At 63.5% G+C, this 14,580-nt stretch carries 14 protein-coding genes; 10 read left to right on the forward strand and 4 right to left on the reverse strand.

The features are described 5' to 3' along the window. Positions 1-167: 167 nt before the first annotated feature. Positions 168-812, reverse strand: coding sequence for a response regulator (locus tag U1E20_RS00005; protein WP_409978533.1), 645 nt, complete (start codon positions 810-812; stop codon positions 168-170). Further along, the gene (locus U1E20_RS00010; RefSeq protein ID WP_409978534.1) at positions 809-2,209 is read right to left on the reverse strand and encodes a histidine kinase; all 1,401 of its coding nucleotides are present in this window, start codon (positions 2,207-2,209) and stop codon (positions 809-811) included. Before U1E20_RS00010 ends, U1E20_RS00005 begins: the two co-directional genes overlap by 4 nt. Before the next feature lie 259 nt (positions 2,210-2,468). Between U1E20_RS00010 and U1E20_RS00015 the strand changes: the two genes are divergently transcribed. The 9 genes from U1E20_RS00015 to U1E20_RS00055 all read left to right on the forward strand — a co-directional run bounded on the left by U1E20_RS00015 (position 2,469) and on the right by U1E20_RS00055 (position 10,655). Beyond that, a complete protein-coding gene (locus U1E20_RS00015; protein ID WP_409978535.1) occupies positions 2,469-3,368 on the forward strand; it encodes a LysR family transcriptional regulator in 900 nt (299 codons plus the stop codon). 125 nt (positions 3,369-3,493) lie between these two features. Further along, the gene (locus U1E20_RS00020; RefSeq protein WP_409978536.1) at positions 3,494-3,967 is read left to right on the forward strand and encodes a formate dehydrogenase subunit gamma; all 474 of its coding nucleotides are present in this window, start codon (positions 3,494-3,496) and stop codon (positions 3,965-3,967) included. After that, positions 3,967-5,517 carry a formate dehydrogenase beta subunit gene (locus U1E20_RS00025; protein WP_409978537.1) on the forward strand — a complete coding sequence of 517 codons (1,551 nt, stop codon included), beginning with the start codon at positions 3,967-3,969 and terminating at the stop codon, positions 5,515-5,517. The genes U1E20_RS00020 and U1E20_RS00025 overlap by 1 nt, the downstream gene beginning before the upstream one ends. A 10-nt stretch (positions 5,518-5,527) precedes the next feature. Next, positions 5,528-8,407, forward strand: coding sequence for a formate dehydrogenase subunit alpha (gene fdhF / locus U1E20_RS00030; protein ID WP_409978538.1), 2,880 nt, complete (start codon positions 5,528-5,530; stop codon positions 8,405-8,407). After that, positions 8,404-9,231, forward strand: coding sequence for a formate dehydrogenase accessory sulfurtransferase FdhD (fdhD, locus tag U1E20_RS00035; RefSeq protein ID WP_409978539.1), 828 nt, complete (start codon positions 8,404-8,406; stop codon positions 9,229-9,231). The genes fdhF and fdhD overlap by 4 nt, the downstream gene beginning before the upstream one ends. Then, the gene (locus tag U1E20_RS00040) at positions 9,221-9,493 is read left to right on the forward strand and encodes a formate dehydrogenase subunit delta (RefSeq protein WP_409978540.1); all 273 of its coding nucleotides are present in this window, start codon (positions 9,221-9,223) and stop codon (positions 9,491-9,493) included. The genes fdhD and U1E20_RS00040 overlap by 11 nt, the downstream gene beginning before the upstream one ends. 27 nt (positions 9,494-9,520) lie before the next feature. Then, a complete protein-coding gene (locus U1E20_RS00045) occupies positions 9,521-10,036 on the forward strand; it encodes a YchJ family protein (protein ID WP_409978541.1) in 516 nt (171 codons plus the stop codon). Positions 10,037-10,144: 108 nt separating this feature from the next. Beyond that, positions 10,145-10,345, forward strand: a complete 201-nt coding sequence (locus U1E20_RS00050) for a CsbD family protein (RefSeq protein WP_409978542.1) — start codon at positions 10,145-10,147, stop codon at positions 10,343-10,345. A gap of 145 nt (positions 10,346-10,490) precedes the next feature. Further along, positions 10,491-10,655 carry a hypothetical protein gene (locus U1E20_RS00055; RefSeq protein ID WP_409978543.1) on the forward strand — a complete coding sequence of 55 codons (165 nt, stop codon included), beginning with the start codon at positions 10,491-10,493 and terminating at the stop codon, positions 10,653-10,655. Between the two features lie 141 nt (positions 10,656-10,796). Here the strand turns inward: U1E20_RS00055 and U1E20_RS00060 are convergent, their stop codons facing one another. Beyond that, positions 10,797-11,006, reverse strand: a complete 210-nt coding sequence (locus U1E20_RS00060) for a NepR family anti-sigma factor (protein WP_409978544.1) — start codon at positions 11,004-11,006, stop codon at positions 10,797-10,799. Positions 11,007-11,215: 209 nt separating this feature from the next. Here U1E20_RS00060 and U1E20_RS00065 point away from each other — a divergent pair, with 209 nt between their 5' ends. Continuing rightward, positions 11,216-12,022: a Ku protein gene (locus tag U1E20_RS00065; protein ID WP_409978545.1), complete on the forward strand. Its 807-nt coding sequence runs from the start codon at positions 11,216-11,218 to the stop codon at positions 12,020-12,022. On the opposite strand, the gene ligD is transcribed toward U1E20_RS00065, so the two are convergent. Next, positions 12,019-14,577, reverse strand: coding sequence for a DNA ligase D (gene ligD, locus U1E20_RS00070; protein WP_409978546.1), 2,559 nt, complete (start codon positions 14,575-14,577; stop codon positions 12,019-12,021). The two genes, U1E20_RS00065 and ligD, sit on opposite strands and share 4 nt — an antisense overlap. Positions 14,578-14,580: the final 3 nt, after the last annotated feature.

Below are 14,580 nucleotides of genomic sequence, written 5' to 3' on the forward strand. Positions count from 1 at the left end.
TGCGCGCGTCTGGAATGACAGCCGAGCAGATCAACCGGAACTCGTATCAGACTGTCGCCCATCGCGAAGCTCCGCTCTTCATCCAACAAAGAGGTAGCTTCTCAAGGCGCGAGAGACTTCGGACGATCGCCTCAATCGGATTGGGCAATATTCCTTTGCGGCGCGGTTCAGGCGGCGGGCGCGTCTCCGACGATTCCCGCGCCGATCGCCAGCCAGACGAGATGGGCGTCGGTGCGCGCGCCGATCTTGGCCTTGATCTGATAATGATAGTTTTGAACCGTTTTCGGACTGAGATTGAGGATCGCGGCGATATCCTCGGTGGTTCGGCCCGATGCGACGAGCCGCAGGATTTCCGTCTCTCTCGGGCCAAGCTCGTCGATGAGCGCGCGACCCGCGCCCAATCGCTCCGCCGCGATCTCGCGCGCAACATCATCGCTGAGCGCCCGGCCGCCCTTGGCGACGATCGCGACGGCGCGAAGCAGTTCGGCGGCGTCGCTGCTTTTCGTGACATAGCCCGAGGCGCCGGCTTCGAAAGCTTTCAGCGCGAAGGCCGCGCCGCCATGCATGGTGAAGATCAGTATGCGCGCGCTCTTGTCCCACTGGCGGATGTGACGCACCGCCTCGACGCCGCTCGCGCCAGGAAGCGACAGGTCCATGATCACGACGTCAGGCGAAGTCTTGCGATAGGCCTGATAGGCCTCCGTGGCATCCCCGGCTTCGGCGACGATTCTATAGTCCGGCTGGCGTTCGAGCAGCCGGCGATATCCTTCTCGAACGATCGGATGGTCGTCGACGAGAAGTATCGTGGTCATGCGAGCGCGACGCCTTTCAATGGCGCGGGCCCGACCGGGATCAGCGGCAGGCGCGCAACGACGCGGACGCCGCGCGCGGCGTCGCTAATCGAGAGACTTCCGCCGAAGGCCGCGATGCGCTCGCGAATCCCGAGAATGCCGTGGCCGGAAGCGGTCGCGAGGCGCGATGCGTCGCCGCCGCCGTCGTCCTCGACCGTCAGCGCGACGAGTCCGTCGATTGAAGCGGCGCGCTCGATCCGCAGATAGACATTCTTCGAGTCGCCGTGCCGCATGGCGTTGGTCAGACATTCCTGCGCAATACGATAAAGGCTGGTCGACATCGCCTGCGGCAGGTCGGAAAGCTCGCCGAGCAGTCGAAGATGGACGACGGCCTTTCGCTCGGCCTTGGCGTTCCAGCTGGCGGCGAGCTGAACCAGCGAGGCTTCGAATCCGAGTTCCTCGAGGTCCTGCGAACGCAGTCGGGCGAGCGCGTCGCGCAGCGTCGTCATCATGCGCTTGGCGACGCGGGCGATGGCGCGCGCGTCTTCCGCGACGCCGTCGTCGATCTTGGCCGCCGCCGTCTCGATCGAGCCGGCGAAGGCGAGGGTCGCCGTCAGGCATTGGCCGAATTCGTCGTGAAGATCGCGGGCGAGGGCGCGGCGTTCCTCCTCCTGAACCTCGAAAAGCCGCTTGGTGAGCGCGGCGCGCTCCGCCGTGGTTTGCGCGAGCCGCGCGGCGAGATCGTTGACGGCGCGCGCGATCAGTCCGAATTCGCCTTTGCTGACGGCGTCGAGGCGGCGGTCGTAATTCCCCTGCTCCAGCTGGCGCAGTCCTTCGACAATGGCGCGCGTCGGCGCCAGCGCATGGACAATGGCGGCGGCGGCGAGCGCGCATATGCAGATCGCCATTGCGGCCGCGACGCTGACGATGATCGAAATCTGCCGCCAGGCCTGCCGGATCGCCGCGTCCGGCTCCGCCCTGACCGAGATTGCGCCGGTTTCGGGTTGCCGCACGGTCAAGGGGCGGATGATCGGCGCATGGGCGCCGAATATCATCTGATAGGCGGTCGAAAACCATTCAGGCGCCGCCGCGCCGACTCCCTCGAGCTGGCTGCAGAGCGTGCGCGGCTCCTCGTTCCCCGGCCCGTAGCTGATGCAAACGCCGGGCGAGACAAGCTTCAAGGTCGCCAGCGACTCCCAATCCGGACGCGGCAGAATATTGTCGCGCCGCATGCTGCCGCGCCACAAAATGGCGTGCCAGTAGAGATTCTCAAGTTGATGCGCGACGCGCTCGGCGGATCTCGCCGCTTCGGTTTCGATCGCGCGATGGGCGTCGACCATCACCCAGCCCGCGGTCAGCGTCAGAGAGAGAAGGGTGATGGCGACAAGCTGCAAGACGAGCCTGATGATCAACCGCATTGGCGCATTCCTTGCTGCGGGGATTTGTCACACAGTAGAACAGGAATTGCGAGAAGCGCCAATGCGCTCGGCTCGTTTCGGCCAATGATCGGGCAATTTGCCCGAGCGGCTACAGCCGATTTGAATTCCTTGAAATATTCGGCGCGGCGAGAGCGGATATGCTAATGTAAAGCCTGGACGAAAACGCCAGCGACGCTTCGGACCGGCCGGCGAGGGCCCATGCGTCTTCGCGTCTTCGCGCGCCCATGGACTCCGGCTTGTGATCGAAAAGCTCGAATTCCTCATCGCCGTCGCAAAAGAGAAGAGCTTTTCGCGCGCCGCGGAGATTTGCGGCGTCACTCAGCCGACGCTCTCGGCCGGCGTCAAACAGCTCGAAGACACGCTCGGCGTGTTGCTGGTCAACCGTTCATCGCGCTTTCACGGGCTCACGGCCGAAGGCGAGCGGGTGCTCGAATGGGCGAAGCGCATCGTCGGCGACGCGCGGGCGATGCGCCAGGAAGTGCGAACGCTCAAGGAAGGCCTTGCCGGCCAGTTGAAGATTGCGGTCATTCCCACGGCGCTCGGCATCGTTTCGGCGCTGACCACGCCTTATCGCGAGAAGCACCCCGGCGTTCGTTTTTCGGTGATTTCCGCTTCGTCGAGCGAAGTGCTGACCATGCTCGACAATCTCGAGATCGACGCCGGCATTACTTATCTGGACAATGAGCCGCTCGGCCGCGTGCGCACGGTGCCGCTCTGCTCGGAGCGCTACCGGCTCTTAACCTTCGCGGACAAGCCGCTCGGCGACCGCGAACGCGTCACATGGGCCGAGGTCGGGCGCATCGACCTCTGCCTGCTGACCCCGGATATGCAGAACCGACGCATCGTCGAGCAGCTCATTCGCAAGGGCGGCGCGGAGCCCGCGCCGGCGCTCGAATCGAACAGCGTCATCCTGCTCTTCGACCATGTGAAGTCCGGACGCTGGGCGACCGTTCTGCCCGAGAAGCTCGCCAAGACGCTGGAGATCGCGCCGCCGCTGCGGTCGATCCCGATCGTCGAGCCGGAGGCGGTCCATGAAATCGGCCTCGTCGCGCCCCAGCGCGAGCCGGTGATCCCGCTGGTCGCGGCGCTGGTCTCGGAGGCCAAGAAGCTCGCCGAAAGTCGAGCGCTTGGCGATTGATAGGCTTGCCCTATCGCGCAACGAAGGCTCGCTATTGATCACGCCCCGGATTTCCGGCACTGTCCTCGGAACCAATCCAAAAAGGGCGACCGTGACGCGCAACGCCCTGGACTGAAAGGGAAGAAATGGCTGGCGCTGCTCAGTATAGCGACGAGCGCGCGCGGGAAATCATCGCTGCTCATATGGGTCTTGAAGGACCCGCGATGCCAATTCTGCACGCTCTCCAAGAAGAATTCGGCTATGTGCCGGACGCCGCCGTCAAGCAAATGGCCGAGGCGCTCAATATTTCTCGCGCCGAAATGCATGGCGTCGTCACTTTTTATCACGACTTCCGCCGCGCCCCGCACGGCCGCCACACCCTCAAAATCTGCCGCGCCGAATCCTGCCAATCGATGGGCGCGGAACGGCAGGCCCGCAATTTCCTCGACAGATTGAAGCTTGACTGGGGCGGAACGACGCCGGATGGCGCTCTGACCGTCGAGCCGATCTATTGTCTGGGCCTTTGCGCGCACAGCCCGTCGGCGCTCTATGACGGCGAGCCGATCGGCTGCGTCGACGCCGAAAGGCTCGACGAAATCGCCGCGGAGGCGCGCGACTGATGACCAAGGTTTACATCCCGCTCGATATGGCCGCCGTCGCGATGGGCGCCGACAAACTGGCCGCCGCCGTCGCCAGTGAAGCCGCGGCCCGCGGCGAGAAAGTCGAGATCGTCCGAAACGGCTCGCGCGGCATGCTCTGGCTCGAACCGCTGATCGAGGTGGAGACTCCTTCCGGCCGCGTAGGCTATGGACCGGCCAAGCTCAAGGATGTCGCGTCGCTGTTCGACGCGGGCTTCCTCTCCGGCGGCGCGCATGCGCTGTCGATCGGCAAGGTCGACGATCATCCCTGGATGACCCGGCAGAACCGGATCACCTTCGCGCGCTGCGGGGTCATCGACCCGTTCTCCATCGATGAATATGAGGCGCATGGCGGCGGCGCCGGTCTCGCGCGCGCCTTTCAGATCGGTCCGGCGGCGACCATCGAGGAAGTCACGAAATCGGGCCTGCGCGGTCGCGGCGGCGCCGGGTTCCCGACCGGAATCAAATGGAAGACGGTCGCCGACGCGCCCGCCGACCGCCGCTATGTCGTCGTCAACGCCGACGAGGGCGACAGCGGCACTTTCGCCGACCGCATGATCATGGAAGGCGATCCGCTCTCGCTGATCGAGGGCATGATCATCTGCGGCTACGCGATCAACGGATCGAAGGGCTACATCTATCTGCGGTCGGAATATCCGCAGGCGGCGGTCGTGCTGGACAGAGCGATCGAGGTCGCGCGCGAGGCTGGCTGGCTCGGCCCCAATGTGCGCGGTTCGGGCTTTTCCTTCGACGTCGAACTGCGCATCGGCGCGGGGGCCTATGTCTGCGGCGAGGAAACTTCGCTGCTCGAAAGCCTCGAAGGCAAGCGCGGCATCGTGCGCGCCAAACCGCCGCTGCCGGCCCATGTCGGCCTTTTCGGCAAACCAACGGTGGTCAATAATGTGCTGTCGATGGCGACGGCGCCGATGATTCTCGAAAAGGGATCGCAGCATTACGCCGAACTCGGCGTCGGCCGTTCGCGCGGCACGATGCCGCTGCAGATCGCCGGCAATGTCAAATATGGCGGTCTCTGCGAAGTGCCCTTCGGCCTGACGCTCGGCGAGATCGTCAATGACATTGGCGGCGGCACGCGGTCCGGCCGGCCGGTACGCGCCGTGCAGGTGGGCGGGCCGCTCGGCGCCTATCTGCCGCCGTGGCTCTTCGACACGGTGTTCGACTATGAGGCCTTCGCCGCCAAGGACAGCCTGATCGGCCATGGCGGCCTCGTGGTGTTCGATGACACCGTCGACATGGCCTGGATGGCGCGCTTCGGGATGGAGTTCTGCGCCATTGAAAGCTGTGGCAAATGCACGCCTTGCAGGCTCGGTTCGACCCGGGGCGTCGAAACCATCGACAAGATTCGCGAAGGCCAGAATGTCGACGCGAATATCGAGCTCCTCAAGGATCTCTGCCATACAATGAAGTTTGGCTCGCTCTGTGCATTGGGAGGGTTTGCGCCCTATCCGGTTGAGAGCGCGCTTCGCCATTTTCCCGAGGACTTCCGCAAGCCGGCCCTTGAAGCCGCTGAGTGAGGTAGCCGCCATGACGCTCATCAAGGAAATCGATTTCGGCACGCCCGAATCACGATCCGAGAAACTAGTGACGCTGACCATTGACGGTAAGAGCGTCACCGTGCCCGAGGGCACCTCGATCATGCGCGCGGCGATGGAGATCGGCACCGAAATCCCCAAGCTCTGCGCCACCGACAGCATCAAGGCGTTCGGCTCGTGCCGGCTCTGCGTGATCGAGGTCGAGGGCCGCAACGGCACGCCGGCCTCCTGCACCACGCCGGTCGCTCCCGGCATCTCGGTCAAGACCCAGACGCCGCGCCTCGCCGCCATCCGCCGCGGCGTGATGGAACTTTACATTTCCGACCATCCGCTCGACTGCCTGACCTGCGCCGCCAATGGCGACTGCGAGCTGCAGGACATGGCGGGCGCGGTGGGCCTGCGCGATGTGCGCTACGGCTATGACGGCGCCAATCACGTTTTCGCCCGCAACAATGGCGAAGCGAATTTCGATTGGAAGCCGAAAGACGAATCCAATCCCTATTTCTCCTACGATCCCTCGAAGTGCATCGTCTGCAACCGCTGCGTGCGCGCCTGCGAAGAAGTGCAGGGCACCTTCGCGCTGACGATTTCCGGCCGCGGCTTCGAGTCGCGGGTTTCGTCCGGCATGGACGAAGCCTTCATGGAATCGGAATGCGTGTCCTGCGGCGCCTGCGTGCAGGCCTGTCCGACCGCGACGCTGATCGAGAAATCGGTCATCTCCGTCGGCCAGCCGGAGCATTCGGCGGTCACCACCTGCGCCTATTGCGGCGTCGGCTGCACCTTCAAGGCGGAGATGCGCGGCGAGGAAGTCGTCCGCATGGTCCCCTGGAAGGACGGCAAGGCCAACCACGGCCACAGTTGCATCAAGGGCCGCTTCGCCTATGGCTACGCCCAGCACGGCGACCGGATTCTCGACCCGATGATCCGCGAGTCGATCGATCAGCCATGGCGCGTGGTCTCATGGGACGAAGCGATCGGCTTCGCCGCCGAGCGGCTGAGGGCCACGCAGGAGAAATACGGCAAGAATTCCGTCGGCGTGATCACCTCGTCGCGCTGCACGAATGAGGAAAGCTACCTCGTTCAGAAACTCGCGCGCCAAGGCTTTAAGAACAACAACACCGACACCTGCGCGCGCGTCTGCCATTCGCCGACGGGTTACGGTCTGGCGCAGACCTTCGGCACCTCGGCGGGAACGCAGGATTTCGATTCGGTCGACGACGCCGACGTCATTCTGGTCATGGGCGCCAATCCGACCGACGCCCATCCGGTGTTCGGCTCGCGGATGAAAAAGCGCCTGCGCGAAGGCGCCAAGCTCATCGTCATCGATCCGCGCCGCATCGACCTCGTGCGCTCGCCGCATATCGAGGCGGATTATCACCTGCCGCTCAAGCCCGGCACCAATGTCGCGATGGTCACGGCGCTGGCGCATGTCATCGTGACGGAAAATCTCGTCAATCTCGATTTCGTGAAGTCGCGCTGCGACTGGGACGAATTTCAGGATTGGGCGGAATTCGTCGCGCTGCCGAAGAACAGCCCCGAGGCGATGGAAGCGACGCTCGGCGTTCCGGCGGCCGACGTGCGCGCGGCGGCGCGGCTCTACGCCACCGGCGGCAATGCGGCGATCTATTACGGCCTCGGCGTCACCGAGCACGCGCAGGGCTCGACCACGGTCATGGGCATCGCCAATCTCGCCATGGCGACCGGTAATCTCGGCCGCCGCGGCGTCGGCGTGAACCCCCTGCGCGGACAGAACAATGTGCAGGGCTCCTGCGACATGGGCTCGTTCCCGCACGAGCTGCCGGGCTATCGCCATATCTCCAATGACGCGGCCCGCCAGGCGTTCGAGAAGGATTGGGGCGTTTCGCTGGATCCGGAGCCCGGCCTGCGCATCCCGAACATGTTCGACGCGGCGATCGAAGGCACGTTCAAGGGACTTTACGTCCAGGGCGAGGATATTCTCCAGTCCGACCCCGACACGCGCCATGTGTCGCGCGCGCTCGGCAATATGGACATCGTCATCGTGCAGGACCTCTTCCTGGTCGAGACGGCGAATTATGCGCATGTCTTCCTGCCCGGCGCGACCTTCCTCGAGAAGGACGGCACTTTCACCAACGCCGAGCGCCGCATTCAGCGCGTCACCAAAGTGATGTCGCCGAAGAACGGCTACGCGGATTGGGAGGTCACTCAGCTCCTCGCCAATCGGCTCGGGTTGAATTGGAGCTACGCCCACGCCAGCGAGATCATGGACGAGATCGCGCGGCTGACGCCGTCCTTCGCCGGCGTGTCTTTCGAGCGACTCGAAGAGGCCGGTTCGCTGCAATGGCCGGTCAATGACGATTCGCCGGACGGCATGCCGATCATGCACATCAACGGCTTCGCGCGCGGCAAGGGCAAATTCGTCGTCACCGAATATGTTCCGACCGACGAGAAAGTCGGGCCCCGCTTCCCGCTGCTGCTGACGACGGGCCGCATCCTCTCGCAATATAATGTCGGCGCGCAGACCCGGCGCACCGAGAATTCGCAGTGGCATCCCGAGGATGTGCTGGAGATTCATCCGCATGACGCGGAGGATCGCGGCGTGCGCGACGGCGACTGGGTGAAGATCGCGAGCCGCGCCGGCGAGACGACGCTGCGCGCCAAGATCACCGATCGCGTCGCGCCGGGCGTCGTCTATACGACGTTCCACCATCCGACCACCCAGGCGAATGTGGTCACGACCGACAATTCCGACTGGGCCACCAATTGTCCGGAATATAAGGTCACGGCGGTGCAGGTCTCGACCACCAACGGGCCGACCGACTGGCAGGAGCAGTATCGCGAGCTGACCGAGCAGAGCCGGCGCATCGCGAGCACGATCGACGCGGCGGAATGACAGCAACGCCGTCGCCTACTCTTCGGGTGGAATGCCTGACGCGCCGTCACGATGTGACGGCGCGTTCTTCTCGCGTGATCCCCGAGGAGACGCCGATCGCCTTCACTTACGGCGGCGCCACCCATGCGGTGATGATGGCGACGCCGGCGGATTTGGAAGATTTCGCCATCGGCTTCGCGCTCACCGAAGGGTTGATCGACTCGCCGGAGCAGGCGGGAGAGGTCGAGATAATCGTCTCCGACGCCGGCATTGAATTGCGCGCCTGGCTCAAGGGCGGGCGACAGGAAGCCTATGCCGAACGCCGCCGTTCGATGGCCGGACCGACGGGTTGCGGCCTCTGCGGCATCGAGAGTCTGGAAGCGGCGACGCGCAAGCTGCCGACGCTCGACAATGCGCTCCGCGTAAGCGCCGACGCCCTGATCGAGGCGATGGAGCGGCTTCCCGCGGCTCAGACCTATAATCGCGAGACGCGCGCCATTCACGCCGCAGCCTTCTGGCATCCGGACACCGGCGCGCTGATCGCGCGCGAAGACGTGGGCCGCCACAACGCGCTCGACAAGCTCGCCGGCGCGCTGACGCGGCAGGCGATCGCCGCGACGCAGGGCGTGGTGCTGATGACCAGCCGCGTGTCAGTCGAACTTGTGCAAAAGGCCGCCCGAATGGGCGCGCCGATCATCGCCGCGGTTTCGGCGCCGACCGCGCTCGCCGTGCGCAATGCGCAGGCTTGCGGCATGACGCTGGTGGCGGTCATGCGCGGCCGGGATTTCGAAATCTTCACCCATCCGGGACGCATCCTCGAACAGGTTTCCGCACATGTCGCATGATTCGGTCGATAAGCTCGTCAAAATGGCCAACCAGATCGGCAAGTTCTTCGTGGCGCAGAAGCATCCCGAAGGCGTCGCGAGCATGACGGACCATTTGAGGAAGTTCTGGGACCCGCGCATGCGCAACGCGATCATCGCTCATGTCGATCATGGCGGCGCCGGCCTCGATCCAATCGCCATCGAGGCGGTGAAGCGCCTCCAAACTCGGGCTGGCGCCGCGGCTTCAGGCTTGCGCCCCGGCGAGGGCGGCGCCGACGGCTGATGAGAAGCATTCTGCGCCGGCAAAGCGATGACTGACCAAAACTGCCCCTGCCGCGCGATGGAGGCGCAACAGCTCGCCTATTCCGCCTGCTGCGCGCCTTATATCGAGCAAAGAGCGCCGGCGCCGACCGCCGAGGCGCTGATGCGCTCGCGCTATACGGCGTTCGTGGTCGGCGACATCGACTATCTTGTTGATACGCTCGCGCCGGAATCGCGTCACGACTTCGATCGCAAAGCGATCACGCATTGGGCGCGCAGCTCGCAATGGCTCGGACTTGAAATTCTTTCGACGGAGCAGGGCCTTCCGGGCGACGAAATCGGCTATGTCGAATTCATCGCGCATTTTTCCAGCGAGGGCGAACGCCATGCGCATCGCGAGCGTTCGCTGTTCCGCCACGATTCGCGAGACGGCCGCTGGTATTTTCTGGAAGAGGCCAATCGCAAAAGCGCGCCGATCGTGAAAGGCAAGCAGGCCGGCCGCAATGATCCCTGTCCCTGCGGTTCGGGCAAGAAGTTCAAGAAGTGCTGCGGCGCCGCCGCGTAAACCGGGCGTCGGCTTTCCATCGAGCCGCAAGATCATTTCGCATCGTCAAAATCTGGAACAAAGCGGTTTCGCCCGCGTTGCGTCGACGTGCTCTGTTGGAGAACGGCGATGGACTGGAATCGTGTCGAAGGCGTCTGGAAACAGTTCCGCGGCAAGATGCGCGAGAAGTGGGCCGAACTGACTGACGACGATCTTGCGCGCATGGACGGCAAGCGCGAGCAGTTCGAGGGGATTCTGCAGGAACGCTATGGCGCGGGCCGGGATCAAATCCGTGAAGACGTCGACGCCTGGCTCAAGACTCTGAATTGACGCCTCGGCTTCAACGCGCGGCGCGCGCCGCGGCCGCGACGCTGTCGTTCGGCGATCGCGAAGAATATCGAGCCTGCCCAATGCCGGAACATTCTCGGAAAGGGAGAGTTGTTTTTGTATTCTTCTCCAATGGAAGGAGAGCGTAATGAGTTCGAAGCCCAAATATGAAGTGAGCTGGCGACGGCTTATTGATGCGGCGTCTGGCGTCATCGCCAGAATGCTGCTCATCTACCCGGCGCTTCCGCGGGCGCGCCGAATCCATGTTCGCCAGCCGCGACGAGCGGAAATCGAACAATGGCTGCGCGATTGAATTTTGGTTCTTAGCGATTGCCGGCTGTTCATTCTCGGCAGGCCCGAAGGCGTCGGGAATAACAGCCAATCCCGTCGGCGAGAATTCATGCTTCTCTTCCGCGCCGCTGGCGCGCTGGCAAAGCTGATGGCCGCCGTTATTTTATTCTAGCGGGCCGGCAAGTCGCGCAAGCAGGTCGCGTATCCTGTCGGGCACGGGAGCGGATAGGCAGTCCCCGTATAAATCCCGCAGTTCAACCGTCATCTTGACATTAAAACCGAGCAGCGACAAAGGGCACGCGGCCTCCTTTCGCTTGTCGCGAAGCATTCGCCGCCGGTCTCCCGCTGCGCTCTGTTCGATCTTGCTGTCCATTTTCCAAGCTCTTGGAGGTCGGTCGCGCCCGGCGACTCCAATGCCCACGGCAGGCGAACGATTGTCGTTCCTGCATCCAACAAGGTGGCAGGTCGAATTGTTCCGTCGGAGGATGACAAACTTATTCTTCGTTCTGGAGCCGGGCGGAAGCGGAACCATGCGCTCCAAACAGAGTTGATTCGAGATGTCCTGATTTATGGTGATCCGGGATGGCGCCGCGGTCCTTCTGGAAGGGCTATCTGAAGCTTTCGCTTGTGACCTGCCCGGTCGCGATGACGCCGGCCGTCACTGAAGGCGAAAAGCTCCGCTTCCATATCCTTAATCGAAACACGGGCAATCGGGTCGTCAGTCAATATGTCGATTCCCGCTCCGGCGCGCCGGTTAGCGAAGACGACGCCGCGAAAGCCTATCCGCGCGACGAAAATGATTATGTGCTGATTGAGGACGACGAGCTTGACGCGCTCAACCTCGACAGTACGCGAACGATCGATATCGACGCCTTCGCCGCGGCGGACAGCGTCGACTGGATATGGCTTGACAAGCCGCATTACCTCATTCCCGACGACCCGATCGGCGTCGAGGCTTTTGCCGTGATCCGCGAGGCGATGAAGGCGACGAAGACGGTCGGCCTGTCGCGTCTGGTGATCTATCGGCGCGAGCGCGCGGTGATGGTCGAGCCGCGCGACAAGGGACTTGTATTGTGGACGCTGCGTTTCGCCGACGAAGTGCGCGATCAGAAGGATTATCTCGACAACATCCACGCCGAGGCGCCGAATGCGAAAGCTCTCGGCCTGATTTCAAAGTTGATCGAGGAGCGCAAGAGTCATTGGGATCCTTCGATGGTCCAAGATCCGGTTCAAACGCATCTGCTCGACATCATTGCTGGAAAGAAGAAAGAGCGAAGGCCCGCGCGCGGCAGGAAGCAGGCGCCGGCGAGTCCCGACAATGTCGTCAATATCATGGATGCGCTGCGTAAGAGCATCGATGCGGACAGGGGCGGCGGCAAGCGTCGTTAGGCCTTCGTCTTTCCGCGAGGCTTTCCCCATTCGATCGGCGCCGCCGCCGCTCGAAAGTCGGCCCAGGGATCGCTCTTCAGGGAATCAAGGCGCGCCAGAGTTTTGGCGATGGTGAAATAGGCGGGTCCGATCGCCGCGCTGAGCTCATCCCAGGCGAGCGGAACCGAGACGGGCGCGCCGGGACGCGCGCGCGGCGAATAGGGGGCGACGGCGGTCGCGCCGCGCTGATTGCGCAGATAATCGACCAGTATCTTTCCGCGGCGCTTCGACTTCGCGATCGTCGAAACGAATTTGCCGGGGCTCTCCTTCGCCATGGCGTCGGCGATGCTTTTGGCGAAGGCTTTCGCTTGCGGCCATTCCGCTTTCGGCGTCACCGGCGCCAGCACATGCAGACCCTTGCCGCCCGATGTCTTGACAAAGCCGGCGAGCCCGAACGCCTGAAGCCGGTCGCGCGTCTCTTCGGCCGCCGCGATGACCGACTCCCACGCGACCTCCTCGCCCGGATCGAGATCCATGATGATGACGTCGGGACGCTCCCAATCCGACGCGCTCGAGCCCCAGGGATGAATTTCCAAGGCCGCCGACTGAACCAGCGCGATCAGTCCGTTAAGGTCCTTGATGCTGAGCAGAGGCTCTTCTTTCGACTCGTTCGGATCATTGATGAGAACGATGTTGCGATCGATGCCCTTCCACGGATGTTTCTGGAAGAATTTTTCGCCATCAATGCCATTCGGACAGCGTAGCAGCGCCAGCGGACGATCGACGATGAACGGCGCGATATAGCGCCAGACTTCAGCGTAATAATCCGCCAGCCCCTGTTTGGTGACGCCTTCCTGTGGCCAATAGAGGCGATCCGGGTGAGTGAGCGTCACGGCGCTTGTCTCCGCTTTCGTTGCGGATGGTTTGGCTGGCGGCGCTTGCTCGCGTATCACGTCGCGCGCCGGCTTGTCTTCGCGCAGGCCGCGAAAGGAAGCGTGGCGAAGCAGATGATCGGCCGTCCAGCCGCGAAATTCGACCTCCGCCACCAACTCCGGACGCACATAGCGCACATGGCGCGCGGCCTCGGCGCTGAGCGGCGCGTCAAAGGGACTCGACGATCTGCGCAGCGGCTCGAGTTTGGCGAAAAGCTCACGCGCCATATCGGCCGTGAATCCTGTCCCGACACGACCGACATGGCGCAAGACCCCATGCTGATACACGCCGAGCGCGAGCGCGCCGATCGAGAGTCGCGACGCCGTCGACGGCGTATAGCCGGCGATGACGAATTCCTGCCGCGCAAAACATTTGGCCTTGATCCAGCTCTTCACGTGTCCGGAGCGATAGAGCGAGTCGCGCCGCTTCGACACCACGCCTTCGAGACAGAGCCGGCAGGCATGCGCCAGCACGACCGCGCCGCTCTCCTCGAAATGAGCGCTGAAGCGAACCTTAGCGTCGATCTCGTCGCCGAGCAGTCTCGCCAGCGCGTTTTTGCGTTCGAGCAGAGTCGCGCCGCGCAAATCATAGCCGTCGAGATAAAGCAAATCGAAGGCCCAATAGACGAAGCGGTCGCTGCGTCCTTCGCTCAAATCAGCTTGAAGCGCCGAGAAGTCGGAGGCGCCAGATTGCGCCTCAACGACGATTTCGCCGTCGATGAGCGCCGTGCCGAGCGGCAGCGCGCGCAGCGCCGCGACGATCTCCTCGCCAAACTTCCTTGTCCAGTCGAGGCCGCCGCGCGAGAGCAGGCGCACGCGCCCCGCCTCGATGCGCGCCTGAAGGCGATAGCCGTCGAATTTGATTTCGTGAACCCATTCCTTGCTCGCTGGCGCGGCGCCGGCGCTCGCTTGCATCGGCGCGACGAAATTCGGCAGCAGCGCCTCCTTCGCGCCATTTACGCGCGAGGGATCCAACTTCTGCGCGGGCGCGACTGTCGCCGTGGAGGAGCTTGTCTTATCTGAGCGGGACGCGGCGCTCTGTTTCAGCATGGCGCATTTCTTGGGGCGTCGCGACGGCGGGCCCTGCGCGACATCACCGATCGCGCGTCCGGTTTTCGCCGAGCGCGGCATTTCTTCGAGTATGTCTTCATCTTCGGGCGCTCGCGCAAAATCGTCTTCGGCTTTGATGAGAAGCCAATTGTCATGCTTCTCGCGCGGCTTTCGCGCCATGCGCACCAGATGCCAGCGGCCGCCGAGCTTCTTGCCCTTCAATTCGAATTCGAGATGGCCCTTGGCGAGTCCATTGTGCGGATCGCCGTCCGGAATCCAGACGCCCTTGTCCCAGACGATGACATGTCCGGCGCCATATTGGCCCTCGGGGATGGCGCCCTCGAAATCGCGATAGTCGAGCGGATGATCCTCGACCTGAACGGCGAGCCGTTTTTCGCCGGGCACGAGGCTCGGCCCTCTCGTGACCGCCCAGCTCTTCAATACGCCGTCCATCTCCAGTCGAAAGTCGTAATGCAGCCGCCGCGCGGCATGTTTCTGAATGACGAAGCTGGCGCCTTTCTTTCGCGCGCCGCGCCCCCGCGGTTCGCTGGTCGCCGAGAAATCGCGCTTCTTGCGATAATCGGCGAGCGACATGCG

Source organism: Methylocystis sp., from assembly GCF_046349115.1.
Lineage (GTDB): Bacteria > Pseudomonadota > Alphaproteobacteria > Rhizobiales > Beijerinckiaceae > Methylocystis.